General features: G+C 63.9%; 23 protein-coding genes and 1 tRNA gene. 21 read left to right on the top strand and 3 right to left on the bottom strand.

What is annotated here, in order from left to right:
• The first annotated feature begins 1 nt into the window (after position 1).
• The 9 genes from RAM15_RS07375 (at position 2) to RAM15_RS07335 (ending at position 7,676) form a co-directional block, all read left to right on the top strand.
• The gene (locus RAM15_RS07375; RefSeq protein WP_045924882.1) at positions 2 to 952 is read left to right on the top strand and encodes a F0F1 ATP synthase subunit gamma; all 951 of its coding nucleotides are present in this window, start codon (positions 2 to 4) and stop codon (positions 950 to 952) included.
• A gap of 8 nt (positions 953 to 960) precedes the next feature.
• Complete coding sequence (gene atpD, locus RAM15_RS07370; RefSeq protein WP_045924881.1) at positions 961 to 2,445, top strand: F0F1 ATP synthase subunit beta; 1,485 nt, start codon at positions 961 to 963, stop codon at positions 2,443 to 2,445.
• Between the two features lie 2 nt (positions 2,446 to 2,447).
• The gene (locus tag RAM15_RS07365) at positions 2,448 to 2,744 is read left to right on the top strand and encodes a F0F1 ATP synthase subunit epsilon (protein WP_306221357.1); all 297 of its coding nucleotides are present in this window, start codon (positions 2,448 to 2,450) and stop codon (positions 2,742 to 2,744) included.
• 87 nt (positions 2,745 to 2,831) lie between these two features.
• A complete protein-coding gene (gene nucS, locus RAM15_RS07360; RefSeq protein WP_306221356.1) occupies positions 2,832 to 3,635 on the top strand; it encodes an endonuclease NucS in 804 nt (267 codons plus the stop codon).
• 225 nt (positions 3,636 to 3,860) lie between these two features.
• Positions 3,861 to 4,103, top strand: a complete 243-nt coding sequence (gene nrdH, locus RAM15_RS07355) for a glutaredoxin-like protein NrdH (RefSeq protein WP_024626874.1) — start codon at positions 3,861 to 3,863, stop codon at positions 4,101 to 4,103.
• Positions 4,104 to 4,498: 395 nt separating this feature from the next.
• Positions 4,499 to 5,152 carry an amino acid ABC transporter permease gene (locus RAM15_RS07350; protein ID WP_306221355.1) on the top strand — a complete coding sequence of 218 codons (654 nt, stop codon included), beginning with the start codon at positions 4,499 to 4,501 and terminating at the stop codon, positions 5,150 to 5,152.
• The gene (locus tag RAM15_RS07345) at positions 5,139 to 5,813 is read left to right on the top strand and encodes an amino acid ABC transporter permease (protein WP_306221354.1); all 675 of its coding nucleotides are present in this window, start codon (positions 5,139 to 5,141) and stop codon (positions 5,811 to 5,813) included. Before RAM15_RS07350 ends, RAM15_RS07345 begins: the two co-directional genes overlap by 14 nt.
• Positions 5,806 to 6,678, top strand: coding sequence for an amino acid ABC transporter ATP-binding protein (locus tag RAM15_RS07340; RefSeq protein WP_045924876.1), 873 nt, complete (start codon positions 5,806 to 5,808; stop codon positions 6,676 to 6,678). The genes RAM15_RS07345 and RAM15_RS07340 overlap by 8 nt, the downstream gene beginning before the upstream one ends.
• An 86-nt stretch (positions 6,679 to 6,764) precedes the next feature.
• Positions 6,765 to 7,676 carry a cysteine ABC transporter substrate-binding protein gene (locus RAM15_RS07335; protein WP_306221353.1) on the top strand — a complete coding sequence of 304 codons (912 nt, stop codon included), beginning with the start codon at positions 6,765 to 6,767 and terminating at the stop codon, positions 7,674 to 7,676.
• 88 nt (positions 7,677 to 7,764) lie between these two features.
• On the opposite strand, the gene RAM15_RS07330 is transcribed toward RAM15_RS07335, so the two are convergent.
• Positions 7,765 to 8,700 carry an FKBP-type peptidyl-prolyl cis-trans isomerase gene (locus tag RAM15_RS07330; protein WP_306221352.1) on the bottom strand — a complete coding sequence of 312 codons (936 nt, stop codon included), beginning with the start codon at positions 8,698 to 8,700 and terminating at the stop codon, positions 7,765 to 7,767.
• A gap of 82 nt (positions 8,701 to 8,782) precedes the next feature.
• Between RAM15_RS07330 and RAM15_RS07325 the strand changes: the two genes are divergently transcribed.
• The 3 genes from RAM15_RS07325 to RAM15_RS07315 all read left to right on the top strand — a co-directional run bounded on the left by RAM15_RS07325 (position 8,783) and on the right by RAM15_RS07315 (position 11,973).
• A complete protein-coding gene (locus tag RAM15_RS07325) occupies positions 8,783 to 9,859 on the top strand; it encodes a hypothetical protein (protein WP_306221351.1) in 1,077 nt (358 codons plus the stop codon).
• On the top strand, positions 9,859 to 10,890 hold the full coding sequence (locus RAM15_RS07320; protein ID WP_306221350.1) for a hypothetical protein: 1,032 nt from the start codon (positions 9,859 to 9,861) through the stop codon (positions 10,888 to 10,890). Before RAM15_RS07325 ends, RAM15_RS07320 begins: the two co-directional genes overlap by 1 nt.
• A gap of 117 nt (positions 10,891 to 11,007) precedes the next feature.
• Entirely contained in the window at positions 11,008 to 11,973 is a 966-nt protein-coding gene (locus RAM15_RS07315) for a co-chaperone YbbN (protein WP_306221349.1), read from the top strand.
• A gap of 18 nt (positions 11,974 to 11,991) precedes the next feature.
• Here RAM15_RS07315 and RAM15_RS07310 read toward each other — a convergent pair whose 3' ends face one another.
• Positions 11,992 to 12,621: a hypothetical protein gene (locus RAM15_RS07310; RefSeq protein WP_045925151.1), complete on the bottom strand. Its 630-nt coding sequence runs from the start codon at positions 12,619 to 12,621 to the stop codon at positions 11,992 to 11,994.
• Between the two features lie 364 nt (positions 12,622 to 12,985).
• Between RAM15_RS07310 and RAM15_RS07305 the strand changes: the two genes are divergently transcribed.
• From RAM15_RS07305 to RAM15_RS07270, 8 genes are all read left to right on the top strand, one after another.
• Positions 12,986 to 13,061, top strand: a tRNA-Arg gene (locus tag RAM15_RS07305).
• A gap of 288 nt (positions 13,062 to 13,349) precedes the next feature.
• Positions 13,350 to 15,104 (top strand): pyruvate oxidase, encoded by a 1,755-nt coding sequence (spxB, locus tag RAM15_RS07300; RefSeq protein WP_306221347.1) that lies wholly within the window; start codon positions 13,350 to 13,352, stop codon positions 15,102 to 15,104.
• 103 nt (positions 15,105 to 15,207) lie between these two features.
• Positions 15,208 to 15,597, top strand: coding sequence for a Rid family detoxifying hydrolase (locus RAM15_RS07295; RefSeq protein WP_306221346.1), 390 nt, complete (start codon positions 15,208 to 15,210; stop codon positions 15,595 to 15,597).
• A 43-nt stretch (positions 15,598 to 15,640) separates the two neighbouring features.
• On the top strand, positions 15,641 to 17,398 hold the full coding sequence (gene argS, locus RAM15_RS07290) for an arginine--tRNA ligase (protein ID WP_306221345.1): 1,758 nt from the start codon (positions 15,641 to 15,643) through the stop codon (positions 17,396 to 17,398).
• Between the two features lie 26 nt (positions 17,399 to 17,424).
• A complete protein-coding gene (locus tag RAM15_RS07285) occupies positions 17,425 to 18,996 on the top strand; it encodes a diaminopimelate decarboxylase family protein (RefSeq protein ID WP_372338654.1) in 1,572 nt (523 codons plus the stop codon).
• Positions 18,997 to 19,109: 113 nt separating this feature from the next.
• Positions 19,110 to 20,450, top strand: coding sequence for a homoserine dehydrogenase (locus RAM15_RS07280; protein WP_082067735.1), 1,341 nt, complete (start codon positions 19,110 to 19,112; stop codon positions 20,448 to 20,450).
• A complete protein-coding gene (thrB, locus tag RAM15_RS07275; RefSeq protein ID WP_306221344.1) occupies positions 20,450 to 21,502 on the top strand; it encodes a homoserine kinase in 1,053 nt (350 codons plus the stop codon). The genes RAM15_RS07280 and thrB overlap by 1 nt, the downstream gene beginning before the upstream one ends.
• On the top strand, positions 21,492 to 22,841 hold the full coding sequence (locus RAM15_RS07270; RefSeq protein ID WP_306221343.1) for a Maf family nucleotide pyrophosphatase: 1,350 nt from the start codon (positions 21,492 to 21,494) through the stop codon (positions 22,839 to 22,841). The genes thrB and RAM15_RS07270 overlap by 11 nt, the downstream gene beginning before the upstream one ends.
• 22 nt (positions 22,842 to 22,863) lie before the next feature.
• Here RAM15_RS07270 and RAM15_RS07265 read toward each other — a convergent pair whose 3' ends face one another.
• Positions 22,864 to 23,808 carry an AEC family transporter gene (locus RAM15_RS07265; RefSeq protein ID WP_306222270.1) on the bottom strand — a complete coding sequence of 315 codons (945 nt, stop codon included), beginning with the start codon at positions 23,806 to 23,808 and terminating at the stop codon, positions 22,864 to 22,866.
• A 143-nt stretch (positions 23,809 to 23,951) separates the two neighbouring features.
• Here RAM15_RS07265 and dapE point away from each other — a divergent pair, with 143 nt between their 5' ends.
• Positions 23,952 to 25,181, top strand: a complete 1,230-nt coding sequence (gene dapE, locus RAM15_RS07260) for a succinyl-diaminopimelate desuccinylase (protein ID WP_306221342.1) — start codon at positions 23,952 to 23,954, stop codon at positions 25,179 to 25,181.
• The last annotated feature ends 51 nt before the right edge of the window (positions 25,182 to 25,232 follow it).

The following is a 25,232-nucleotide window of genomic DNA, read 5'->3' as shown; positions in this document are numbered from 1 at the left end:
CATGGCCTCACAACTCGCATTCAAGTCAAGGATCGCCTCCACTTCGGCATTGGAGAAGATCTTCAATGCCCAGGAGATGATAGCCTCCTCGCATATCGCCAAGGCCAGGACCGTGGCCCTGGAAGCGAAGCCTTACTCCGATGCGATCTTCGATGCAGTCCAGGCCCTGGTGGCCCACACGGACGACATCCGCCACCCCATTGTCAGGAAGGATGAGAAGAACCCGCGCGTGGCTGTGCTGGCGCTGACAGCCGACCGCGGCATGGCCGGGGCCTACACCTCCTCGGTCATCCGCGAGACGGAGTCTCTGCTGGCCCGACTGGACCAGCAGGGCCGACAGCCCCAGCTCTTCGTCTACGGTCGCCGCGGCGTCTCTTACTACCGCTACCGCAACCGCAGCATCGTCAAGACCTGGGAGGGCCACAGCGATCGGCCCGGCGTGGATGTGGCCAGGGAGATATCCCAGGCATTGCTGGATACGTATATGACTCCAGCGGCCAAGGGGGGCGTCTCCGAGCTCTACATCGTCTTCACTGAATTCATCAACATGGTGGTGCAGAAGGTTCGGGTGCTGCGCATGCTGCCCTTGGAGCTGATCAGGCCTGACCAGGAGCAGCCTGAGGAGGCTGTTGATGCCCCCGTGCCGGACGACGAGCATGGCCGCCAGGGCGACCGCTATGCGGCCCTCTACGACTTTGAGCCCAGCTCCCAGGAGGTCCTGGACGCCGTTCTGCCCAAGTACATTCAGTCGCGCATCCATGAATGCCTGCTCACCTCGGCCGCATCGGAGACCGCCAGCAGGCAGAACGCCATGCATACCGCCACTGACAACGCCAAGGGACTGATCGACGACCTGACCCGCAGGCTCAACGCCAGCCGTCAGGCGGCCATCACGCAGGAACTTACCGAGATCGTCGGCAGCGCCGATGCGCTCAACAAAGAGGAAGAGTAGGAACGCCAATGGTTGCACAGCAAGAACAGCCGACCACAGCGAGCCGCAAGCCGGATTCGGCCTCCAAGGGGCGCGTCACCCGAGTCCAGGGTTCGGTCATCGATGTGGAGTTCCCGGCAGGTCACCTGCCGGACATCTACAATGCCCTGACCGTGGACCTGAGCCAGTCCTCGAACACCGAGGGCGAGTCGCTGACCACCATCATGCTGGAGGTGGAGCAGCACCTGGGCGATTCCACAGTCCGCACCGTGGCCCTGAAGCCCACCGACGGCCTGGTCCGCGGTGCTACCGTCACCGATACGGGCGGGCCCATCATGGTACCCGTGGGCGACGTGACCAAGGGACACGTCTTCGACGTGGCCGGCAACATCCTCAACAAGAAGGAGGGTGAGCAGATCAAGGTCACCGAGCGGTGGCCCATCCATCGCAACCCGCCTGCTTTCGATCAGCTGGAGTCCAAGACCCAGATGTTCGAAACCGGCATCAAGGTCATCGACCTGCTGACCCCATACGTGGAAGGCGGCAAGATCGGCCTGTTCGGCGGTGCAGGCGTGGGCAAGACCGTGCTCATCCAGGAGATGATCCAGCGCGTGGCTCAGAACCACGGCGGCGTCTCCGTCTTCGCGGGCGTAGGCGAGCGTACCCGTGAGGGCAACGATCTGATCGGCGAGATGGACGAGGCCGGGGTGCTGGAGAAGACCGCACTGGTCTTCGGCCAGATGGACGAGCCCCCGGGGACCCGTCTGCGCGTGCCCCTGACCGCCCTGACCATGTCGGAGTACTTCCGCGACGTGGAGAACCAGGATGTGTTGCTCTTCATCGACAACATCTTCCGGTTCACGCAGGCAGGCTCCGAGGTCTCCACCCTACTGGGCCGCATGCCTTCGGCTGTGGGCTACCAGCCCAACCTGGCCGACGAGATGGGCGCCCTGCAGGAGAGGATCACCTCCACCAGGGGTCACTCCATCACCTCCCTGCAGGCCATCTACGTGCCGGCCGACGACTACACCGACCCTGCACCTGCTACCACCTTCGCCCACTTGGACGCCACCACCGAGCTCAGCCGTGACATCGCCTCCCAGGGCATCTATCCGGCTGTGGACCCGCTGGCATCCACCTCCAGGATTCTGGATCCGCGCTACGTGGGGCAGGCCCACTACGACTGCGCCAACCGGGTCAAGGCCATCCTGCAGAGGAACAAGGAGCTCCAGGACATCATCGCCCTGATCGGCATCGACGAACTGGGCGAGGAGGACAAGACCACCGTCAACCGTGCCCGCAAGATCGAGCAGTTCCTGGGCCAGAACTTCTACGTGGCCGAGAAGTTCACCGGTCGCAAGGGTTCCTATGTGCCTGCGGACGAGACCATCGAGGCTTTCACCCGCATCTGCGACGGCGCCTATGACGACGTGCCCGAGCAGGCTTTCTCCGGCATCGGCGGCATCGACGACCTTGAGCACAAGTGGCACGATATGCAGAAGGAATACCGGTAGTCATGGCGGACACAGGCAAGGCCTCCATGCAGGTCAACATCGTCTCGGCGGACAGGCCCATCTGGTCGGGTCAGGCGCGGTCGGTCACCGTGCCCGGCACCCAGGGGTCCATGGGCATCATGCCTGACCACGAGCCGGTGCTGGCCCTGCTGCAGGAGGGCAACATCCGGGTTCAGGCCACTGATGGCGGTCGTCAGTCCTTCCATGTGGACAGCGGATTCGCCTCCTTCGACAGCAACAAGCTGACTGTGGCTGTGGACCACTACCTGGAAGACGCTGATCAGGGAAAGCAGTCCTGACTTTCTTCCTCTTCCGCCCGACCGGTGCTCTTGCATCGGCCGGGTTTTTCTTTTTCGCCCGGAACGGCGGCTGATATATTGGCATCTGTGCGAATCATTGTTGCCGACTGCTCCGCCGAATACTCCGGGCGTCTCAACGCCAGCCTGCCGCCGGCCAGGCGCGTCCTGCTGATCAAGGCCGACATGAGCTGCCTGATCTTTTCGGAGCTGGGCTCCTACAAGCCCCTGAATTGGATGTGCTCTCCCTGCACCATCAGGGAGATCGAACCCGAGGAAACGAGCAAAGACGGCGCAGGCGCCAAGGCTGATTGCGTGGCCGGGACTGGGCCGGATGAGGTAGCCGAAGCTGCTGCGCCCGATGCGCTGATCGCTCAGGAGCAGGATCAGGACCAGTGCCGGCCTGTACGCAAGGTTCTGCGTGTTTCGGCCGTCAAATCCAGCGATGTGCTCACCATCAGGCTCTACCAGGTCTATGCCGACGACAGCTACGACCTGGGGGCGGATCCGGGATTGGTCAAGGACGGTGTGGAAGCACACCTGCAGCGTTATCTGGCCGAACAGATCGACCGCATCGGCCCGGGGGCCACCTTGGTGCGCCGGGAGTATCCCACGCCCATCGGCCCAGTGGACATCATGGCCGTCGACGGCCAGGGGCGGCATGTGGCCATCGAGATCAAGCGGCATGGCGGCATTGATGGGGTGGAACAGCTGACCCGCTACTGCCGCCTGCTCAACCGCGACCCCCTGCTGGCCCCTGTCCGCGGGATCTTTGCGGCCCAGACCATCACCCCCCAGGCCAGGGTCCTTGCCGAGGACAGGGGATTCGAGTGCCTGATTCTGGACTACGAGGCCATGAAGGGCGCCGACAGTGACGAACTGACCCTCTTCTAAGGCATTCTCAGTCCTGTGCATTCGGTATGTCAGGCAGCTCACATATATTTCCCCCAGAGCCTGCAAGACCTGAAAAGCTACTAGATATTGGGGTTTTTGGCCTGACACGCCACTACAGGTGGTATTGTGCTTGTGCCTTGGAGTGTGTAGAGTGCAATCAATAGGTTCCAAGCAGAGAGCTATAGAGTTTGGAACATCACGGCAACATGTAAGGGAGAGGCGATCATGTCCATCACGGTCTACACCAAGGCGCACTGTCCCCAGTGTGATGCCACCAAGCGTCAGTTGACCAAGCAGGGGCTGGAATTCGAGCAGGTGGATTTGACCGAGGATCAGACCTTGATCGACCAGTTCATCGCCCAGGGATTCAAGCAGACCCCCATCGTAGTCACTGACCAGGAGACGTGGAGCGGGTATCGCCCCGATCTGATCAGGAAGGCAGCACAGAGCGCCAAGGTCTTCGCCTGATCAAAGCGTTCGGAGCCCGGTTCACGAATATGTGGACCGGGCTTTTTGTTAGCTTGGTGGGCAGTAGGGTTGATCGAAAACACAGTGTGCGCCTACTTGGCTGGTAGATGCCAGGTAGGCAAGTTCTGCAGGTGTCGGCCAGTCTTTGCCGGCTAGGGTCACCCCGCCCGTACTGTCCAGTTGCTGTATGGCTCCAGCCTCATGGTGAATCGCCGTCCGGGTCGCTGTGAGAGCGGATGATAACGGGGTATCCGGTATTCGTATATCGAAAAGCAAAGAAAAGCGGCTCGCGTTCTCTAGGATTGTCGACTGAATGCCGCAGTCGGCGTGAAGCGGGCGAGAAGCAGTGAAGAGGAGACGATGAACAGGACGAGAGCAAGTGGGGAGGCGAGGGCATGAATTGGACTTTCATGGCGCAGAATCTGCACTTTTTCGTCAATGCGGCCTATGTAACGGTCTTCATCTCCTTCTTTGGCGTGGTGTTCTCCATGCTGATCGGGCTGGTCTGCGCCGGGTTGGAGGTCTTCAGGATCCCCCTGCTCTCGCAGTTGGCAAGGGTATATATCGAGCTGTCAAGAAACACCCCGCTCCTGGTTCAGCTCTACTTCCTCTATTTCGGGTTGCCCAAGCTCGGGATCAACTGGAGCGCCCAGACCTGCGCCATCGTCGGGCTGGCCTTCCTGGGCGGTTCCTACATGGCCGAGGCCATGCGTGGTGGGTTCGAGGCCGTGCCTCAGGTGAAGATCGAGTCAGCCCGCGTCCTGGGATTCACGCGTGGGCAGACGCTGTCGAGGATCGTGCTGCCCCAAGCCCTGAGCAGCGCCATACCGGGAGTGGTTGCCAACATCATCTTCCTGATCAAGGAGTCCTCGGTGGTCTCGGCCATCGCTCTGGCCGATGTCATGTACGTCACCAAGGATCTGATGGGCACCTCCTACGACACCTACGAGTCGTTGACTCTGCTCATCGTCACCTATCTGGTCATTCTGCTGCCCATCTCCGTCATCGGAACCGTTCTTGAGCGGAGGTTCGACTATGCACGGCGTTGAGGTGCTCTTCCAGCCAGGGGTCATGCCCAGGCTCTTCCAGGGGCTCTGGGTGACTGTCTGGATAGCCGGCGTCTCGGTCCTGCTCTCCCTGCCCTTGGGGTTGTTGGTCGGATGGCTGATGACCCGGCGCAACCGCTTGATCCGCTTCCTGATGAGGATCTATCTGGACTTCATCCGCATCATGCCCCAGCTGGCACTGCTCTTCATCGCTTTCTACGGGCTGTCCAGGGCATGGAACCTGAATCTGGATGCCACCGGCGCCTGCCTGCTGGTCTTTGTGCTCTGGGGCGGGGCCGAGCTGGGCGACCTGGTCCGCGGGGCCCTGGAGTCCATTCCCCGAACCCAGGTGGAGTCGGCCTACGTGCTGGGACTGAGCTCCTGGCAGACCTTCTCCAGGATCATCCTTCCGCAGGCCCTGCGCCGACTGTTGCCGGCCAGCGTCAACCTGGCCACCAGGATCGTCAAGACCACCTCCCTGGCCGCCCTGCTGGGCGTCATCGAGGTCATCAAGGTCGGCCAGCAGATCATCGACGCCAACCGTTTCGCCTATCCCCAGGCGACTCTGTGGATCTACGGGGTGATCTTCTTCATGTATTTCTTCATCTGCTGGCCCCTGTCCCTGGTGGCCCGGCATCTGGAAAAGAGGTGGGCCCATGACTGAGGGGCAAACGACGGCGAACCAGCCACAGGACGAGCAGGAGGAAGGGGCGGTGCTGACCGTCGAGCACCTGGTCAAGCAGTATCCGCAGGCGCAGAGTCCTGTGCTCAATGACATCTCCTTCCAGGTGCCCAAGGGCAAGGTCTTTGTGGTCCTGGGCCCCTCGGGCTCAGGCAAGTCCACCCTGCTGCGGACCATAGCCGGGCTGGAGCCCATACAGGGTGGCCGGATTCTTCTGGATGGTCAGGCGGTGGAGACCGGTCGTCCTCTGGGCAAGCACGGCGGAGGTCCCGGCGGCCTGATGTCAGGCAGCCGCAGCTCGGACCTGCGCACCAGGATCGGCATGGTCTTCCAGAGCTACGACCTCTTCCCCAACAGGACGGTTCTGGACAATGTGACCCTGGCGCCCGTCCTGGTCCAGAAGCGCAAGCGGGACCAGGCACGGCAGGAGGCTCTGGAGCTGCTGGACCGAGTGGGTCTGGCCGACCGACGTGATGCCTGGCCCAGCCAGCTCTCGGGCGGCCAGCGGCAGAGGGTGGCCATCTGCCGGGCCCTCATCCTCCATCCCGAGATCATGCTCTTCGACGAGGTGACCGCGGCTCTGGATCCGGAGATGGTTCGCGAGGTCCTCCAGGTCATTCTGGAACTGGCCGACCAGGGGCTGACCATGATGATCGTCACCCACGAGATGGCCTTCGCCAGGGGCATCGCCGACCACATCGTCCTCTTGGATGGAGGCGTCCTGGTCGAGCAGTCCGACGACCCGGAGGCCTTCTTCACCCACCCGGCCACTGACCGGGCGCAACGCTTCCTGTCCACCTTCACCTATGAGCGCAGGCGGGATCAGGACCAGGATCAGGAGTCCTGACGGGGACTCTGCATATTCGTCCGGCGGCATTCGCCGGAACCGCCCACTGGGGCGGCCATAGGAAAGATAAGAGGAAAAGAGGGATCATGACCGCAAGGGTAGTGAACCGATTGATACGGGCGGCGCTGGCCACGGGGGCGACGATCGCAATGATGGCTTCCATGGCAGCCTGCGGTCCTTCGGCGGCCACCCCCAGTGATGCCGGAAACGGCTCGGGGGGCGGTTCCGGCTCCTCGGCAGCATCCGGGTCTGCACGCACGCCAGAGCAGATCACCAAGTCCGGCAAGCTCAGGGTGGCCGTCTTCACCGACAAGGCCCCATTCGGCTACGTGGACAAGGATGGCAAGAACCAGGGCTACGACATCGTTTTTGCCGAGCGTCTGGCCAAGGATCTGGGCGTCAAGCCCGAATACACCTCGGTTGACCCGGCCGCCCGTGTGGACGTGCTGTCCAGCAACAAGGTGGACGTGGTTCTGGCCAACTTCACCGTTACCGATGATCGCGCCCGCAAGGTGGACTTCGCCAAGCCCTACATGAAGGTCTTCCTGGGCGTGGTCTCCCCGGATTCGGCGCTGATCAAAGATGTGAAGGATCTGGAGGGCAAGACTCTGATCATCGCCAAGGGGACAACGGCCGAGCCTTACTTCGAGCAGCACTACCCTAAGGTCAAGCTGCAGAAGTACGACCAGTACGCGGATGCCTACAACGCCCTGCTGGACCACCGCGGAGACGCCATGAGCACCGACAACACCGAGGTGCTGGCCTGGGCCAAGGCCAACAAGGGCTTCTCGGTGGGTATCACCAAACTGGGGGACGAGGCGGTCATCGCCCCGGCCGTGCGCAAGGGGAACAAGCCCCTGCTGGACTACATCAACAAGGAGCTGGACAAGCTGGGCCAGGAGCGGTTCTTCCATGAGGACTACCGCAAGACCCTGGAACCGGTCTACGGCAGTGCGGCCAACCCCGACGAGATCGTGGTCGAGGGCGGCAAGGCCTGAACTGGCCGTCTGGCTTGTGACAGGGGCCCGTACCCATCCGAATGCGACTGGATGGGTACGGGCCCCTGTCTGTTGGTGGATTGACGGGTCAGTAGGCGGCCAGGATGTCGACCACGAAAATCAGGGTCGAATTGGCTGGGATCTTCTGCTGTTGCTGGCTGCCATAGCCCAGGTCAGGCGGAACTACCAGAAGAACCTGGGAGCCCACCGTCTGGCCGGCCAGACCCTGCTGCCATCCCTTGACCACCTGGTCCAGGCTGAAGTCGCTGGCCTGACCCCGGTCCCAGGAGGAGTCAAACTGCTTGCCGTCGGAGGCCAGCCATCCGGTGTAGTTGGCGCTGACGCTCTGATGCTGGCCGACCTTGGCCCCCTTGCCCTTGATCAGGGGCTGGACGACCAGTCCTCCCTTGGGCTGGTAGCCGTTGAGGTCCAGGGAGGGCTTGCCCTTGTCGTCCAGACTGATTTTCGGCAGGTCGCTGGGCAGGTCGGTCACCTTCTGACCCTGGGCGCGGGTCAGGTTTTTGGACCGGGAGACGAAGGTCAGGGCCATAATATAGGACTCGGTCGCCTTGCTGCTGCCGGAGCCTGACTCATCGATGCCCACGGCCACGGTGGAGTTGACCTTGAGGCCCTTGAAGGTGTCATAGTATGCCGGAATGGATTTCTTGCTGATGACAATGGAGCACTCCGGGCTGCTCTTGTCCCAGGTGGAGTTGATCACCTTGCCGGTCTTGGCATCCAGGGCCAGGCTCCTTGTGCATACACGATCCCCGTCGCGGATGACCTCGCCGTTGCCCTTCTGGATGACCTGATGGGTCTGGTTCTCGACCTTGAAGGGGGTCTTGAAACTGATGTCGGGCTTGCTGCCAAGTTTGCCGCTGGCTGATACGCCCTGCATGGTGTCTCCCGCATGGCCGCCCCCGTCGGATTTCCCGCCGCAGGCTGACAGTCCAAGACATAGGGCCAGAGCGGTCACGGCGCCCAGCAAACGCTTGCTGCCTGATTTCTTTGCGATGATGGTCATAGAAGACCAGTTTAGGGCTTATGGGTGATTTCCCGGTGCCGGAAACCAGATCATAGGGAGCCGACGGTAGAATGTCGATAATATGGAGCAAGTACCCGAAGAAACCGATGAGATGACGCGGCCTGACAAGCCCTCGCGTCACAGCATGATCATGCGCGGCATCGTCACCCCCATCTTCGGATTGCTGGCTGTGGCGGCCATTGTGCTGGGCATCATGAACGCCACGGTCTGGAGGCCTTCGGCTCACGTGGATGCACATGCGCGCACGAAGGCATCTTATGTAGTGACCGATCCAGGTGTGCTTCCCTTGGTGGACAGCAGAGTGACCATGCGTGTGGATGCGGCCTCTGCCGGGGCCTCCGGGTCCACAGGGCACAAGTCGCAAAAGCCGACCATCTGCATGGCTCTGACCACGGCCAAAGATGCGGCTGGCTGGACGGCCGGGCATGATGTGGCCCGGGTGCGTGGCCTGGATGATTGGCAGACCCTGTCCGTCGGCAGGGACACCAGCCCAGGCAAGGCCGTCAAACGTGATCAGGGCGTAGCCTTTCAGGACTCGGATATGTGGAAACAGGTCACCTGTTCTGACAGCAGCGTGTCGATGTCCCTGAAGACCGACGACCCGCAGGCCGTCCTGCTGGTGGCGGTTCCCCAGGGCTCTCCTTCCCTGGGGCTGGAGATGCTCTGGCAGCGGGACAAGCTGCCTAACTTTGCCATGCCCTTCTACTTTGCCGGCGGGCTGCTGGCCCTGCTGGCCGTTCTTTCGGCTACGGTCTTCGCCATGGATCCGGCCAAGCGCCGCAAGCAGACCGAGCCCGAGCAGGAGTCTGAGGAAACCCCCGAGGTCAGCGTGGCCCAGGCCCTGGGAAGCGCCATTCTGCCTGGCCTGGGGCAACGGCGCAGCTCGGCCTCGGGCCGGCGTCGGCGTCATGCCCGCGGCCAGGCGCGACAGGGGGATCCAGGGCCCCCGCCCAGGCCGCCCGTGGTGATTGATCCGCGCAATCGGAATCTGGTCGCCGACCAACAGGAAGACAGTGACGGCCGCACCGTCAGCGGCGATCGGGGAGCCGACGATGTGTCGTCCACCAGGGTCATCAGCAGTCAGGAGATGGCCTCCTACCTGGCCAGGCTTGCCCACGAAGGGGAGGAGGAGCGCTGATGAGTAAGAACAAGCCGATGAACAAGGTGGCGGCTGCAGCGGCTCTGGCCTTATCCCTGGCCCTCCTGCCGGGACTGTCTGCCTGCGAGGGGCAGGTCCCCCAAGCTCGCCGGACCGAGCCTCAGAGCACCGCAACCACCACTCCTGCGCCCAATCTGACCCCTGCCCAGGAGGCCCGCATACGCAAGAGCATCGGGGCGGTTCTGGATCAGGCCAACGAGGCCAAGGATCCGGCCGGGCTGGACCAGCGGGTCAGCGGCCCCCAGCTGGAGATCCGCACCAGCGAGCTGACCATTGCCCAGGCCACCGGGCAGCTGGATCCTAAGACAACCATTCCTGCCACCATCGCCCAGACGGTCATCCCCGGCGATCCGGGCTGGCCGCGCTCGGTCTTTTCGATTACCACCACCACGCAGGATCAGCAGTCCAAACGCCTCTTGGTTCTGGAACAGGAGTCCGCCCATGAGAACTACAAACTCTGGGGGGTGGCCCGGCTCTTCCAGGGGGCCCAGCTGCCCAAGTTCCCGGTGGCCACCATCGGCGCCAGAATGGGGGAGGGCGACGATCAGGGTCTCAAGGCTACGCCGGTGGAGGCCGTGCGCCGCTATGCCGACCTCCTGCAGAATCCCCAGGACAGCAAGTTTGCCAAGGAGTTCGCCCAGGATGACTTCCGCACCTCCCTGGGCACGCTGACCCAGGTGGTCCAGCAGGGGATCGAAGCCAACAAAGGCAGCCAGTCGCAGACCTTCACCCCGGCGCAGGGGCAGCTGCGGGTCATGCACTCCTCCGATGGAGGCGATCTGGTCGTGGCCCGGATTGATTCGGTCTGGACCAGGCAGGCGGGTGAGGGCCGCGAGTCCTCGCCGGCCTCGGATGCCGAGAAGGCCCTCTTCGGACAGGGCAAGCCCACCAGCACCATGAAGGTCACCTATGTCAACGTGATCGCCCTGTACATACCTTCGGCGGACTCGCATGAGCCCATCAGAGCCGTGGGTGCCGAGCGTGAACCCATCAAGGTGGAAGCGGTCTGAAGGGCGGGATTGCGCTGGGTGAACGCCCGGCCCTTGGACTAGATTGGCTTCCAGGAGTATGCAATCGAGGGCGGGCCGAAGCTGCAGTCGGCGGTCGCGAGGTTTAGGAGGACTGACATGGCGAACAAGAACGGGCAGGGGCAGCCGGGCGTCTCGCTGGCAGGGGCGGTCGACCTGGGTGCGCTCAAGCATCAGGTCGATGCCGAGCCAGGCCAGAAAGGTGGTGCACCCGCTGCCGGCGGCTACGTGATCGATACCACGGAGGCCAGTTTCCAGGCCATGGTTCAGACCTCAGCCACCTTCCCCATTTTGATCCTGCTCTGGGTGCCCACCGACGACCGCCTCTTCCCTCTGGCGACCCGTCTGGCCCAGACCGTCAATGCCCAGGAGGGGCGCATTCAGCTCTCCCGCATCGACATCGCGTCCAATCCGCAGATCGCCCAGACCTTCCAGGTGCAGGGCGCACCGGCCCTCTTTGCCCTGCTGGCGGGCCGGCCCATGCCCATCCTGCAGGGGCTGCCCACCGATGAGGAAATGAACCAGATCACCGATCAGCTCATCCCACAGGTGATTCAGATGGCGCAGAAGGCCGGCATCACCGGCAGCGCCCCCTACCAGGAGACCAACGACCAGGGGCAGGAGGAGCAGGCCGGCCAGGCAGCGGCTGATGCCATCCCCCCCGCCCATCAGGAGGCCCACCGGCTGGCCCAGGAGGGCGACTATGCAGCTGCGGCCGAAGCCTATGGCAAGCTGGTCCAGGCTGACGCGACCGATGATCTGGCCAAGCGTGAGCAGGCCAAGTGCCTGCTGATGGCACGTTCGGCCAAGGCCGATGTCCGCAGGGTCCGTCAGGCGGCTGCCGATGCCCCTGACGACCTGCAGGCCCAGTTGGATGTGGCCGATGTGGACATGATCGGCGGCCAGATTCAGGATGCCTTCGATCGTCTGCTGGACTTTCTGGCCGGGCACCGGGATCAGACCGATCCCATCCGCCGCCGTCTGCTGGAGTACTTCGTCATTCCTGAGCCGACCGATCCTCGGCTGGCCAAGGCCCGTCGCCGTCTGTCCACACTGATGTACTGATCAGTTGCCGACTTTGGGTCAGGAATCTCGGTTCTCGTCGAAGTTGGTGAGGAAGCGCGGTCCGCTGGCTTTCAGCTCCCGGTCAAAGTCGGCAGCCCAGTCGCCGAAGGGATGGCCCGCCAGCCCATCGTTGGAGAACCGCGGGTCGTCGGTGATCTCCGTGGCGCAAAAATCAGGGATGGTCAGGTCGGTCACCGGCCCGGTACGCTCCACCTCGGCCACCACCAGGGGGGCGTTGCCGTCCCCGAAGACATCCAGGTTCCACCAGTCCTCATCCAGCCAGACTCCATACCGGTTCTTGACGATGGGAATGCCGCCGCGCAGGATCAGCTCCAGGGCGATGCCCGGGTCGATGGCCCGTTCGGCCTCGTAGCGGGTGCCGCCGACGGAGGGGCCCTTGGCCGTCATTGAGGCAGCCTCGAAGTGGTCGCCTTCCTCAAGCAGGGTGTGGAGGGCATCGGTCCGGGCCGTCATGGGCACCACCGGGTCCACCTGCCCCTGAAGGCGAACCCGCAGGGCGAAGTTGTCCTCATGCACGTAGTAGCTCTGCACAATCAGGGTCGGCCGACTCTCCCCGAGCAGCTCTCGGGGGAGGTCCCGGCAGAAGAATCTGCGCTCGAACTCGAAATCGTCCTCGTCCTCATTCATGGCCATGCATCCCATGGTACGGTAGGCCGGTTGCGGCCACTATTTCCTGTCCACAGCCCGCTTCGGAGTCCAGGTATGTGAAGGTCGCTTGTGATGGCCGGGTGAAGGAACTAGAGTGTAGATTATCCCGAGAGAAGATCATCCGGGAATGTTGGCGGCTTCGCGCCACCGCATGAGGATGCAATGGCGCAACCGGGGCGGTGGCACGAAGCCTTGCCATCACAATAACTACGAAACGCCTGAAATCTTGCGGCAACACGCCGAGAGTGACTGGACCCGGACCGACACGTCAGGACGCGCATGGGTGCGAAAATGCGCAAAGTGTCCTAGTATGGTCTCTGTTGTCCACTGGAAAGTGGCTGTCGGGTTCGTAGCTCAGCGGATAGAGCGTCTGTCTCCGGAACAGAAGGTCGAGGGTTCGAATCCCTTCGAGCCCACCAAGATGAAATCCCTGCAGCCAGGAAGAGCGCGGGGGTTTTCTTTATACGACTCCCGTCTGTCATTACGCCAGGGATTATGATCATGGCGCTTGCTGGATGAAATAAGCGCACGCGATGCGTCACGATATGTGTGGTGAATCACTAAGCTTTTGAGGAACATGGCCCTTGGCCCGCTCGTGTCCTCATTTTCAGGTGCCATAGTGAAAGAGTAAGACCGAACGTCGGGGAGGATCGACGCTTCCGCGTTGTGGCGGAGCCTCCTTTCCCCGGTGAAGCAAAGGAGTTCACATGGCCAATCGAATCAATGCAGGGGATGCTGTCCTTCACGTCCTGGAGCAGTGGGGGGTGCCGCGCATCTATGGCCTGCCCGGCGGTTCCTTCGACTCCATGATGAACGCCATCCACAACGAGCGCGAGCGCATCGACTTTATCCAGGTCCGTCATGAGGAGGCCGGAGCTCTGGCTGCCGCCGGCGAGGCCAAGCTGACTGGCCGGATCGGCGTCTGCTTCGGTTCGTCTGGCCCTGGTGCGGTCCACCTGCTCAATGGCCTCTATGATGCGCGTGAGGACGGCGTGCCGGTGCTGGCCCTGGTGGGCGAGGTGCCCCAGGCCTTTATGAACATGGACTTCTTCCAGGCCATGGACGAGGTGCCTATCTTTACCGATGTGGCCGTATTCGCCCGGGCCGCCACCAACGCCCAGGGGCTGCCGGCCCTGGTGGACGAGGCCATCCGCCGCGCCTATGCCAGCCACGGGGTCTCCGTGGTCATCATCCCCAAGGACCTGGCCTGGGCCGAGATCGACGACCGCCCGGTGGCTTCTGCGCCTAACTTCCGCAAGCCGGAGCCTCTGAAGCCCGCGGCCGATCAGGTCAGCAAGGCGGTGGAGATCATCCAGTCCGCCAAGGCCCCGCTGCTCTACTTCGGCCAGGGCGCTGCCGGCGCTCGCGATGAGCTGGTCGCCATGTCCGAGCGTTTCAAGATGCCCATGGTCTCCACCTTCCCGGCCAAGGGGATTGTGGAGGACACCTATCCTGCCTACCTGCAGTCGGCCGGCCGCGTGGCCACCAAGACCGCCACGGAGGCCATCTACACCTCGGATCTGACGGTCTGGGTGGGTTCGGACAACCCCTTCGGGTCCATGTTCGTCACCCCCAACACCAAGGTCATCCAGATCGATCTGAACCCGGTCAAGCTGGGCAAGCGCTTCCAGGCCAATGTGGTCCTGGCCATCCAGGCCGATGCCCGCGAGGCCCTCAAGGCTATAACCGCCGCTGGCCAGGACCAGGAGGAGTCCGTCTTCTACAGGGCCTGCCTGCGCAGCAAGGAGAACTGGGACCAGTGGCTGGCCTCCTTCAACGAGGACACCCGCACGCCCCTGAGGCCCGAGCCTGTCTTCCACGTCATCGATCAGCAGCTTGAGGACAATGACATTGTCATCCCCGATGTGGGCAATGTGGACATCGACTTCCTGCGCCTGCTGCATCTGAAGCCCACCAACCGCTGGACCGTCTCCGGCAAGCACGCCACCATGGGTTATGCCGTGCCGGCCGCCTTGGCTGCCAAGCTGGAGCATCCGGAATCGACCGTCTACTCCCTGAGCGGCGACGGCGGGTTCGCCATGCTCGGCGAGGAGGTGCTGGCCCAGCTCAAGTACCATGCACCGGTCATCAACGTGGTTTTCTCGAACCGTTCCCTGGGCTACATCGAGGCCGAGCAGCGCGACGACAGCCATCAGCCTCTGAGCGGAGTGGACCTGCCCGACACCGACTGGGCCAAGGTCGGCGAGGGCATGGGCGCCCTGGGCTTCACCGTGCGTACGGTGGCCGATGCCCGCCACGCCTTCTCCGAGGCTCGCAAGGCCGACAGGTCTTCGGTCATCGATGTCAAGCTGACAGGAGCCAGCCCTCTGGACACCCGCTATATGCGGTTCCCGGAGACCTGCTCGGATCCGGATCAGGTCGAGAAATTCGTCAAGACCTACGAGGCCGGCGATCTGCGCTCCCTGGCCTACTGGATGGGCCAGGAGGCTCGCAAGGGCTGAGACTGATGCCGCTTCTGCCGGGCGGGCACTCCTATAGTGGACGGTGTCCGCCCGGGCTTCGGCCCTGCATGGGTGCGGCGGATCTGAAGGAAAGGACGGACTCATGGAAGATGGACCGGAAGAGATCGGCACGCCATATGCGCCCCAGGCCTTGGGGGCTTACAGTCAGGCTGTGAAGGCCGGGGGCTTTGTCTTTGTCTCCGGACAGTTGGGCATCGACCCGGACACCGGCGAGCTGGTGGAGGGCACTGCGGCTGACCAGGCCACCCAGGCCCTGAAGAACGTCAAGAACATCCTGGATGCAGCCGGCAGCGGCATGGAGAAGGTGGTCAAGGCCACTGTTCTTATGCGGCGGGTTGAGGATTTCACCCAGGTGGACCAGGCTTACTCCCAGGTTTTCATCGGCTCGGTGCGGCCGGCCCGCGTGGCTTTCGGTGGCGCGGACATCCCCAAGGGGGCCCTGGTCGAGATCGAGGTCGTGGCTCTGGCCTGAGACAGGCCGGCTGCTGGTCGCCGCCGTCGCTAGACTTGAGGGCATGAGTCCTGAAGCACTTGCCCGTATCATCTCTTCGACCGCCGTCAAGATGGCCCAGTCAGGCCGCCTGGGGAGTCTGGAGCCCGACATGGTTCCTGATGCCGACCATCTGGCGGTCATGCGTCCCAAGGACCGCTCCCACGGGGATTGGTCCACTAACATCGCCATGCAGCTGGCCAAGAAGGCCGGCATGAGGCCTGCGGAACTGGGGCAGGCCTTGGCTGAGGCTCTGCGGGAGGACGACGGGATCGCCCAGGTGGATGTGGCTGGTCCCGGCTTCATCAATATAACCTTGGATTCGGCCTCGGCGGCCGCTGTGGTCGATGCGGTCCTGGAGGCGGGCTCCGCCTATGGGAGCAACGATCACCTGAGCGGGCGCACGCTCAATCTGGAATTCGTCTCGGCCAATCCCACGGGTCCCATCCATATCGGCGGCACACGCTGGGCGGCTGTGGGCGACTCCATGGCCCGGGTTCTGGAGGCCAACGGTGCCAAGGTGGTCAGGGAGTATTACTTCAATGATCACGGCACGCAGATCGACCGCTTCTCCCGCTCACTGGTGGCGGCGGCCCACGGCGAGCCCGTGCCTGCTGACGGCTACAAGGGCTCATATATTGACGAGATCGCCTCCCGGGTGGTCAAGGAAGCTGCCGACGAAGGGCAGGACATCCTGGCCATGCCCAGGGTGCGCGACGAGGACGGCGCCGAGGGTGACAGCCCCCAGCGCGAGGCCTTCCGCACTCGGGCCGTGCCCATGATGTTCGCCGAGATCCAGCAGTCCATGCGTGACTTCCGGGTCAACTTCGATGTCTGGTTCCATGAAAACAGCCTCTATGAGTCCGGCCAGGTGGAGCGGGCCATTGACGAGCTGCGGGCCAAGGGCGACATCTTCGAGAAGGACGGGGCTACCTGGTTCCGCTCCACCACCTACGGCGACGACAAGGACCGGGTGATCATCAAGTCCGACGGGCATGCAGCCTACGTGGCGGCCGACATCGCCTATTATCTGAACAAGCGTCGCAGGTCCAAGGATCCCTGCGACGAGGCCATCTACATGCTGGGTGCCGACCATCATGGCTACATCGGCCGAATGATGGCCATCTGCGCGGCCTTTGGGGACACTCCCGGCGTGAACATGCAGATCCTGATCGGCCAGCTGGTCAATGTCATCAAGGACGGCCAGGCCGTGCGCATGAGCAAGCGGGCAGGCAACGTGGTCACCATCGACGATCTGGTGGATGCCGTGGGGGTGGATGCCGCCCGGTATTCCCTGGCCCGCACCGACTACAACCAGAGCGTGGACATCGACCTGGACCTGCTGGCCTCGCACACCAACGACAATCCTGTTTACTATGTGCAGTACGCGCACGCCCGCTCTAAAAACGTGGATCGGAACGCGTCCCAGGCGGGCATCGACCGTTCCGGAGCCGATCTGTCCCTGCTGGACACTGCTGCTGACAACGATGTTCTGGGCGTCCTGGCCCTCTATCCTAATGTGATCCAGACTGCAGGCGACCAGAAGGCCCCCCACCGGGTGGCCCACTACCTGGAGCAGCTGGCTGGGGTCTATCACCGTTGGTACAACCTGGAGCGCGTGGTGCCCATGGAGCCGACCGGCCGGGCGGATCTGGACCAGGACGAGGACAGGAATCCACAGCCGGCCCGGGCAGCGGCGCGTCTGCGGCTCAATGACGCCGTGCAGCAGGTCATCGCCAACGGTCTGGGGCTGCTGGGCGTCCAGGCCCCGGACCGTATGTAAGCCTGAAGGTCACTGGGAGGTCGTTGATGGAAACAGGGATGTGCGGGCTGGGGCCCGACGGGTTCTGGCCCGGGGCTTTGCAGCGGGACCGTCAGGGCATGCTGACCATGCATGGGTGCCCCATGGAGGACCTGGCCAAGCGTTACGGCACCCCCATGTATCTGATGGACACCGCGATGATGGCGGAACGGGCCTCGGCCTTCCGCCAGGCGGCCCTGCGGGACCTGGGTGGTGCGACCACCAGGGTCAGCTACGCGGGCAAGGCCTTCCTCAGCAAGGAGACCGTGCGGATCATGCTGCGCCAGGGGCTGGATATCGACACCTGCTCCCTGGGCGAGATGCTGATCGCCCAGGCTGCTGGTGCCCCTGGCCGTCGTCTGGTCCTGCATGGCAACAACAAGTCCGACCAGGAGATTGATCTGGCTGTGAAGGAGGGCTACCGGGCCATCGTCATCGATGCGCCCGACGAGCCTGCGCGAATCGCCGCTGCTGCAAGGGCCCAGGGGCGTCGCGCCAAGGTCATGCTCCGGGTGACCGTGGGTGTGCACGCCGGCGGCCACGAGTACATTTCCACTGCCCACGAGGATCAGAAGTTCGGCATCCCCCTGCTGCCCCAGGGCACCGACGTGGGCCTGCTGGACCTCGGGCCTGAGCCTGGATCCTCCGGACAGGCTGGGGCAGCGGCTTCGGCGGCCACAAAGAATGACGCCTCCTTGGCTCCTGGCGATTCCGTGGTCTCCCCGTCGTCTTCAGCCCTGTATTCGGCCGCCAACGGGCCCGCTGAACCTGCTGATCCCGCCCGGATCAAAGCCATGTCCGCCCTGGCTGACGGACCGGCTATCGCCATGCTCAAGGAGATTCGCTCCCACGAGAAGGAACTGGAGCTGGTGGGCATCCATACCCATATCGGCTCCCAGATCCATGACTCTTCGGCCTTCATCGAGGCCGCCCGGCGCATGATGCTGCTGCGGCACACCTTCTGGGCCACCGACGGATACCTGATGCCCGAGGTGGACCTGGGCGGCGGCTTCTCCGTGCCCTACACCCCGGATGAGGATCGGATGGACCTGGACCAGACCCTGACCAGCCTGGGGGCTGACATGGTCGCCATCAACCGTCGCCTGGGCATGCCCATGCCGGTCATCGCCTTCGAGCCCGGCCGCTGGATCGTGGCACCCTGCGGCATGAGCCTGTATCGGGTGGGCACCGTCAAGCCCGTTCCCCTGTCTGACGGAAGCGTGCGCACCTACGTTTCGGTTGACGGCGGCATGAGCGACAACATTCGTCCGGCCCTCTACGAAGCTCAATACACGGCTGTCCTGGCCAACCGGGATGGCAGCGGGGACCGTATCCAGGCCCGTGTGGTCGGCAAGCACTGTGAATCGGGGGATATCCTGGTGCAAAATGTGGCCCTGCCAGCGGACATTCGCCGGGGTGATCTGCTTTTGGTGCCGGTGACCGGCGCCTACGGGCGGACCATGGCCAGCAATTACAACCAGGCTCTGATTCCCGCCGTGGTAGGTCTGGACCAGTCCGGTGCCCATCTGATGCTGCGGCGGCAGACCATGGATGACCTGCTGGCCTTGGATCAGGGATGATGCGCTCCGTCTTGGCGGAAGCAGGCGCCGGGGTGGATGCGGGTGTCGGATTGGCTTTCTAAGATGGAGCAATACCCTGCGACAGGCCCCGATGGGGCGGATGGAGGATCCATATGCCTGAACGCATGCAGCAGCAGGAGGCCGTCAGGCCCATCCGCATAGCACTTCTGGGGGCTGGGACCGTGGGTTCCCAGACCGCCCGCCTCCTGGTGGAGCAGAGCCAGGACCTGGCCAGTCGAGTGGGCCGTCCCCTGCAGCTGGTGGGCATCGCCGTCCTTCATCCTGACAAGGTCAAGGCTGATTGGATCGATCCGTCCCTGCTGACCACAGACTCAGCCGACCTGGTCACCCGGGCGGACATCGTCATCGAGCTGATCGGCGGCATCGAGCCGGCCCGCACCCTGCTGCTCAAGGCCATCGAGTCCGGCGCCAGCGTGGTCACCGCCAACAAGGCCCTCCTGGCCCAGCACGGCCCTGAGCTCTACCGTGCTGCCGAAGAGCGGGGCGTCGACATCTACTTCGAGGCGGCCGTGGGCGGGGCCATCCCCATCGTGCGGCCCCTGCGCGAGTCCCTGGTGGGCGACGGCATCACCAGCCTGGTGGGCATCGTCAATGGGACCACCAACTACATTCTGGATGAGATGACCACCAAGGGTCTTCAATTCGACCAGGCCCTGCGCGACGCCCAGGCCAAGGGCTTCGCTGAGGCGGACCCCACCGCCGATGTGGACGGGCTGGATGCAGCCGCCAAGGCCGCAATCATGGCCACGCTGGCCTTCCACACTGACGTGCGCATGGATGATGTACCCGTGGAGGGCATCCGCACCATCACCGCCGACGATATAGCGGCCGCACAGACCGAGCACCGGGTCATCAAGCTTCTGGCTGTGGCTGAGCGCGGCGAACAGGGCATCTCCGCCCGGGTCTACCCGGCGCTGATCCCCGACAGCCACCCTCTGGCCTCGGTCCATGGCAGCTTCAACGCCGTCTTCGTCACCGCCAAGGCCGCCGACGACCTCATGTTCTACGGCCGGGGTGCCGGCGGGGCGCCCACAGCATCAGCCGTTCTGGGGGACGTGGTCACCGAGGCCCGCCACATCGTCCAGCATGGCATGGGTCCGGGGATCCCCATGTACGCCAACATCCCCATGGCCCCTCTGGATTCATCCCGGGCCGCCTTTGCCGTCCGTTTCCTCATTCACGACAAGCCTGGCGTGCTGGCGGCCATCGCCCAGGTCTTTTCCGAGGCGGGCATCTCCATCAACGGAGTCAACCAGGACATCAAGCCCACCCTGCATGACCCGGGCTACAGCGGCGAGATCCAGCAGCTGCGCGTGGTCACCCACCTGTGCGACGAGGTGACCCTGCGGCAGGTCGTCGAGCGGATCTCCACCTTCGACTCGGTCACTGGGCAGGCCTCTATCCTTCGCGTCTTCGATCGGCAGGCCCAATGATGGCCGCTGCCACAGAGGGCCCGTCTACTGTGCGGGTGCGCGTGCCGGCCACCAGCGCCAACCTGGGTTCAGGTTTTGATGCGGTCGGCCTGGCGCTGGACTACCATGACGAGATCGTCTTCACCCGTTCCGTGGACCCGGGCGACACCACCGCCTATGTGGTCATCAAGGGCGAGGGGGAACGGACCCTGCCCCGAGACGAGACCCACCTGGTCGTCTCCACCTTCAGGCGGGCCTGCCAGGTCTTCGGACTGCCAAGGTTCGGCTTCATCATGCGCGCGGTCAACCGAATCCCCCAGGCCAGGGGATTGGGATCCAGCGCCGAGGCCATCGTGGCCGGAATCGCGGCGGCTGCGGCCTTCGCCCACACTGGCCCACTGCGCCGTGATGCCGTCTTCGCACTGGCCGCCCAGATCGAGGGGCATCCCGACAACGTGGCGCCTGCTGTCTACGGGGGGCTGACCGTCTCCTATGATCTGGCCACTGGCGAGGGCGTGGGTTCCCTGCCCATAGCCGGGGGCGCGCCCCTGGAGGGCGGCTACCACACCCTGCGCTACAAGGTGGACCCGGCCATCAAAGCCACGGTTTTCGTTCCCGGCGCCCATCTGTCCACACAGAAGGCCCGACAGGCCCTGCCCAACCGGGTGCCTTACGCGGATGCCGTCCACAACCTGTCAAGGGCGGCCCTGATTCCTGGCGCTCTGAACCCTGAGTCCCTGGATGACCTGGAGACAGAGGCAGCCGAGCAGTCTGCCAGAGCCAACGCCCTGCTCTTCGTCGCTACCCAGGACCGTCTTCATCAGCCATACCGGGCCGGGCTCATGCCCTCCTCAACCAAGCTCCTGCAGCTCCTGCGCGGTCGGGGCTACGCGGCGGCCGTCTCTGGAGCCGGTCCCTGCATCATCGTCCTGCATTACGGTGATGCCGAAAATGAGCTGCGGACCATTGCCAAGGACTATCTGGATTCCGGCCGCTGGCGGATTCTGCCCTTGGACGTGGACTGCGGGGGGGTCCAGGTGGAACGGGACCAGGAAGGCAATCGTGAACACTGAAGACAGGCATATCCCGTTCATTCTGGCATCATCCTCCCCCTCCCGGCGGCGGCTCCTGGTCCAGGCGGGCATTGACCCCATCATCCGACCCTCAAAGGTGGATGAGCCGGCCGTCCTGGCTGAACAGGCCCGTAAACTGGGCCGCCGCCTGGAGGATCTGGATGCGCGCGAGCGGGTCGCTGTCTTGGCTGAGGCCAAGGCTTCGGCTGTCCAAGCGACCATGGATGCCGTCAAGGATGCCGAAAGGCGCTCGCGGGGCGACCTGGTCACGTTCAGGCCTCTGAGCCAGGGTGATTCGGATGCATCCTCCAGGAATTCCATGAGCCAGGTCATCGGAGCCTGGGGCGGGATGCTCGGAGCCGGGCGTGGGCCCCTCCTGCTGGGGTGCGACTCGCTGTTCAGCGTGGACGGCGCCGTCATGGGCAAGCCTCACCAGCCGGAGCGTGCTCTGGAGCGGTTGATGGCCATGCGCGGCCGAACAGGCACCCTGGTCACCGGTCACTGTCTGATCGATCTGGCCACCGGCCGACGGGTTCGAGCGGTCAGCAGCGCCCAGGTGACCTTCGGAGACTATGACCGGGCCTCCATGCAGGCCTATGTGGCCACCGGCGAACCCTTGGAGGTGGCCGGCTCCTTCACCTTGGAGGGATTGGGCAGCGCTTTCATCCAGGGCATCCAGGGCGATCCCAGCGGAGTGATGGGATTGAGCATGCCCACCCTGCGCGCCCTGGCCCAGGAGCTGGGCGTCTCCTGGCCTCAACTGTGGGCCCAACGGGTCCAGCCTGAGCGGCAGCAGGCAGACGGATCGACGCATGGTCCTGAGGGACTGGTCGCCCCTGTGGAGAACGTCCACCAGCCTGGCGACGGGTGGGTGAACTGTGCCTGCGGCAAGCGGCACTGGGGGCTCAACGGGGCTGCCGGCGTCTTGCTGGCCCGGCGCGATGCCCGCACGGGCGCGCCGATCAGCGTGCTTCTGCAACACCGGGCCCGCTGGAGCGCCGAGGGCGGCACCTGGGGTGTGCCGGGCGGCGCCATCTCGGACGGGGAGAACCCCCTGGAGGGCGGCCTGCGCGAAAGCTATGAGGAGGCCAACATCCGTCCGGAGGACATCCAGGTGGTGGGCTCCTACCTGGAGGACCACGGCCCCTGGGGCTATACGACCATCCTGGCCTTCGAGCGCCCCGGCCACCAGGTCGAGCCGCGCATGAATGACGATGAGAGCATTGCCCTGGAATGGGTGGATCTGGACAAGGTCGCGGACCTGCCCCTTCTGAAGGCCTTCGGACAGGACTGGCCGCACTTCCGGCAACGCTTGGAGACTCTGGCGGCCGAAGGCTGAACAGAAGGCTCGGTCGGGTTGATCAGCTCAGGAGCAGGGCGACCAGGGCGATGATCACGGGCGAGCTGATCGTGCTCAGCAGGATGCCGTCCCTGGCGAAGGTGGTTCCCACCTCGTAGCGGGCCGCGTAGTTGTAGACGTTCTGACCGGTAGGCAGGGCCGCCAGAACCACGCACCCGTACAGCTCCGCCCCGCTGAAGCCCATCATGAACCGGGCCAGCAGGTAGGCGATGATGGGCATGACCAGATTCTTCAGGATCACCGCGCACAGGGTGGCACGACGGTCGGTGCCCCGGCCCATGGGCCGCGAACCTCGCAGGGACATGCCGAAGGCCATGAGGATCATGGGCACGGCCGACTGCCCGATCATGTCGATGGGCTTGTAGACGAAGTCGGGGATGATGAAATGGCCGGCCCGGGCGCTGATGGCCGAAATCACTATGCCGCCTATGGAGCCGATCAGGATGGGCTGCTTCAGGGGCTGTTTGAGGATGGTCTTGATCGAGAGCTTGCCAGAGGTGGTCGCGTCCAGAACGGTCAATCCAATAGGGGTGAACAGGGCCTGTTGCATGACCAGGATGGGTGCCACCAGTGTGGGATTGCCCAGAATATAAGTGGCTACAGGCAGCCCGATGTTGTTGGAGTTCAAGTACAAGGAGTCGAGAGCGCCGATGGTGGCTTCGGCAGCCGGCAGGTGAAAGCTGGTTGCGTTCAGGGCTACGAAGAGCAGGCCTACAGCCGCTGCCGACAGGAAGGCCACGATGATGCTGGGGTGGAAGATGACCGACAGCCTCTGCTTGGAGAGGATGGCGAACATCAGGCAGGGCGTTGAGACGAAGAAGGAGTACTTGTTGAGCACCAGCTGGGCCGTTGGACCGCCTACATGGAAGCGGGCGGCCACATACCCCACGGCGATGACCACGCCGATGATGAAGAACCCTTCCATGGCACTGAGCAGTCCAGGCACTCCGGCATCCTCCTCGTCTCGCATGGTGGACGGCGGCCTCCCAGGCGGAGTGCCACCGCTTCTGTTGTCCCCATTGTGCCACCCGGGCCTCATGCTTGCGGCTGCAAGTCCACCTGCGATTCCCGGCCCGCTAGCATGGCACTATGGCCAAGAACACACAGACCGATATTGATCTTCTCGCCGGCGCCCGAGGGGCTGAACCCGCCCAGGCCCTGGCAAGGATACTGGAGTCCATGACCGCCCTGAACTCGGTCAGCGGCCAGGAGGGCGCCCTGGCTGATGCAGTCCAGAGGGCCCTGTCGTCAAGGGCTGACCTCTTGGTCCGACGGTTGGGCGACACGGTCGTGGCCTCCACCCAGCTGGGCCATCCCCACCGCATCGTCCTTGCCGGTCATCTGGACACCGTGCCCGTGGATGGGAACCTGCCCCCGCGCTGGCTGGAGCCCGGCGACCCGGACATACGCGCCGACCTGGCCGCCGCCCACCCCGGATCCCGGGTGCTGTACGGCCGGGGCGCCGCCGACATGAAGGCCTCTGATGCTGTTTTTCTCCACCTGGCGCTCACCCTGCAGGAGCCGGTCTATGACCTGACCTTCGTCTTCTACGACCATGAGGAGGTCCAGGCCGATCTGAACGGGCTGGGCCGGGTGGTGGCTGCCCATCCTGATTGGGTGCGAGGGGATTTCGCCATCATCGGCGAGCCCACCGACTGCGCCATCGAGGCCGGCTGCAACGGAACCATGCGCTTCGACCTGATCACCCACGGCACGACGGCCCACTCCGCCCGGGCCTGGATGGGCAGCAACGCCATCCACGCTGCCGCGCCCATTCTGGAACGCCTGGAGCGGTACCAACCGGCCACGGTGAAGGTGGATGGCCTGGACTATCGTGAGGGTCTCAACGCCACCATGATCGAGGGCGGCCTGGGCACCAACGTCATTCCTGACCGATGCCGGGTGCACGTCAATTACCGGTTCGCCCCCGACAAGAGCCTGTCCCAGGCCAAGGAGCTGATGATGGGTCAGGGGACGGGCGCCGAGCTGGGCAATGGCGAACATGTGGCCCTAGGAGGAGTCTTCAAGGGATTCTCGGTGCGCATGTGCGACGAATCGCCCGCGGCTCGTCCTGGTCTGGACTCGCCTTGGGCTCGTTCGCTGGCGGACCTTGTTGCCCAGACCACGGGTCAGCAGCCTCGCGCCAAGCTGGGATGGACTGATGTGGCGCGGTTTTCAGCCCTTGGCCTACCAGCCGTCAATTTGGGGGCGGGGGACCCCCTGCTGGCCCACAAGGCCGACGAACAGGTGCCCCTGGATGACCTGGTCCGGCTGGAAGCCATACTGGTCGAGTGGCTCAATGGACCTGATGGCCGCTGATCTGTGACATACTAGAGGACGGTGGTTCTGCCTGACCACTTGCAGCGTAGG

It is taken from the genome of Bifidobacterium asteroides (assembly GCF_030758775.1).
Lineage (GTDB): Bacteria > Actinomycetota > Actinomycetes > Actinomycetales > Bifidobacteriaceae > Bombiscardovia > Bombiscardovia kimbladii.
Note: the sequence above shows the minus strand (reverse complement) of the source record. Positions and strands in the feature narration are given on the sequence as shown.

Bases quoted from the DNA above. Each gene is read 5' to 3' on its own strand.
- RAM15_RS07375 (WP_045924882.1), top strand. From the start codon at position 2: ATGGCCTCACAACTCGCATTCAAGTCAAGGATCGCCTCCACTTCGGCA.
- atpD (WP_045924881.1), top strand. From the start codon at position 961: ATGGTTGCACAGCAAGAACAGCCGACCACAGCGAGCCGCAAGCCGGAT.
- RAM15_RS07365 (WP_306221357.1), top strand. From the start codon at position 2,448: ATGGCGGACACAGGCAAGGCCTCCATGCAGGTCAACATCGTCTCGGCG.
- nrdH (WP_024626874.1), top strand. From the start codon at position 3,861: ATGTCCATCACGGTCTACACCAAGGCGCACTGTCCCCAGTGTGATGCC.
- RAM15_RS07350 (WP_306221355.1), top strand. From the start codon at position 4,499: ATGAATTGGACTTTCATGGCGCAGAATCTGCACTTTTTCGTCAATGCG.
- RAM15_RS07345 (WP_306221354.1), top strand. From the start codon at position 5,139: ATGCACGGCGTTGAGGTGCTCTTCCAGCCAGGGGTCATGCCCAGGCTC.
- RAM15_RS07340 (WP_045924876.1), top strand. From the start codon at position 5,806: ATGACTGAGGGGCAAACGACGGCGAACCAGCCACAGGACGAGCAGGAG.
- RAM15_RS07335 (WP_306221353.1), top strand. From the start codon at position 6,765: ATGACCGCAAGGGTAGTGAACCGATTGATACGGGCGGCGCTGGCCACG.
- RAM15_RS07330 (WP_306221352.1), bottom strand. From the start codon at position 8,700: ATGACCATCATCGCAAAGAAATCAGGCAGCAAGCGTTTGCTGGGCGCC.
- RAM15_RS07325 (WP_306221351.1), top strand. From the start codon at position 8,783: ATGGAGCAAGTACCCGAAGAAACCGATGAGATGACGCGGCCTGACAAG.
- RAM15_RS07320 (WP_306221350.1), top strand. From the start codon at position 9,859: ATGAGTAAGAACAAGCCGATGAACAAGGTGGCGGCTGCAGCGGCTCTG.
- RAM15_RS07315 (WP_306221349.1), top strand. From the start codon at position 11,008: ATGGCGAACAAGAACGGGCAGGGGCAGCCGGGCGTCTCGCTGGCAGGG.
- RAM15_RS07310 (WP_045925151.1), bottom strand. From the start codon at position 12,621: ATGAATGAGGACGAGGACGATTTCGAGTTCGAGCGCAGATTCTTCTGC.
- spxB (WP_306221347.1), top strand. From the start codon at position 13,350: ATGGCCAATCGAATCAATGCAGGGGATGCTGTCCTTCACGTCCTGGAG.
- RAM15_RS07295 (WP_306221346.1), top strand. From the start codon at position 15,208: ATGGAAGATGGACCGGAAGAGATCGGCACGCCATATGCGCCCCAGGCC.
- argS (WP_306221345.1), top strand. From the start codon at position 15,641: ATGAGTCCTGAAGCACTTGCCCGTATCATCTCTTCGACCGCCGTCAAG.
- RAM15_RS07285 (WP_372338654.1), top strand. From the start codon at position 17,425: ATGGAAACAGGGATGTGCGGGCTGGGGCCCGACGGGTTCTGGCCCGGG.
- RAM15_RS07280 (WP_082067735.1), top strand. From the start codon at position 19,110: ATGCCTGAACGCATGCAGCAGCAGGAGGCCGTCAGGCCCATCCGCATA.
- thrB (WP_306221344.1), top strand. From the start codon at position 20,450: ATGGCCGCTGCCACAGAGGGCCCGTCTACTGTGCGGGTGCGCGTGCCG.
- dapE (WP_306221342.1), top strand. From the start codon at position 23,952: ATGGCCAAGAACACACAGACCGATATTGATCTTCTCGCCGGCGCCCGA.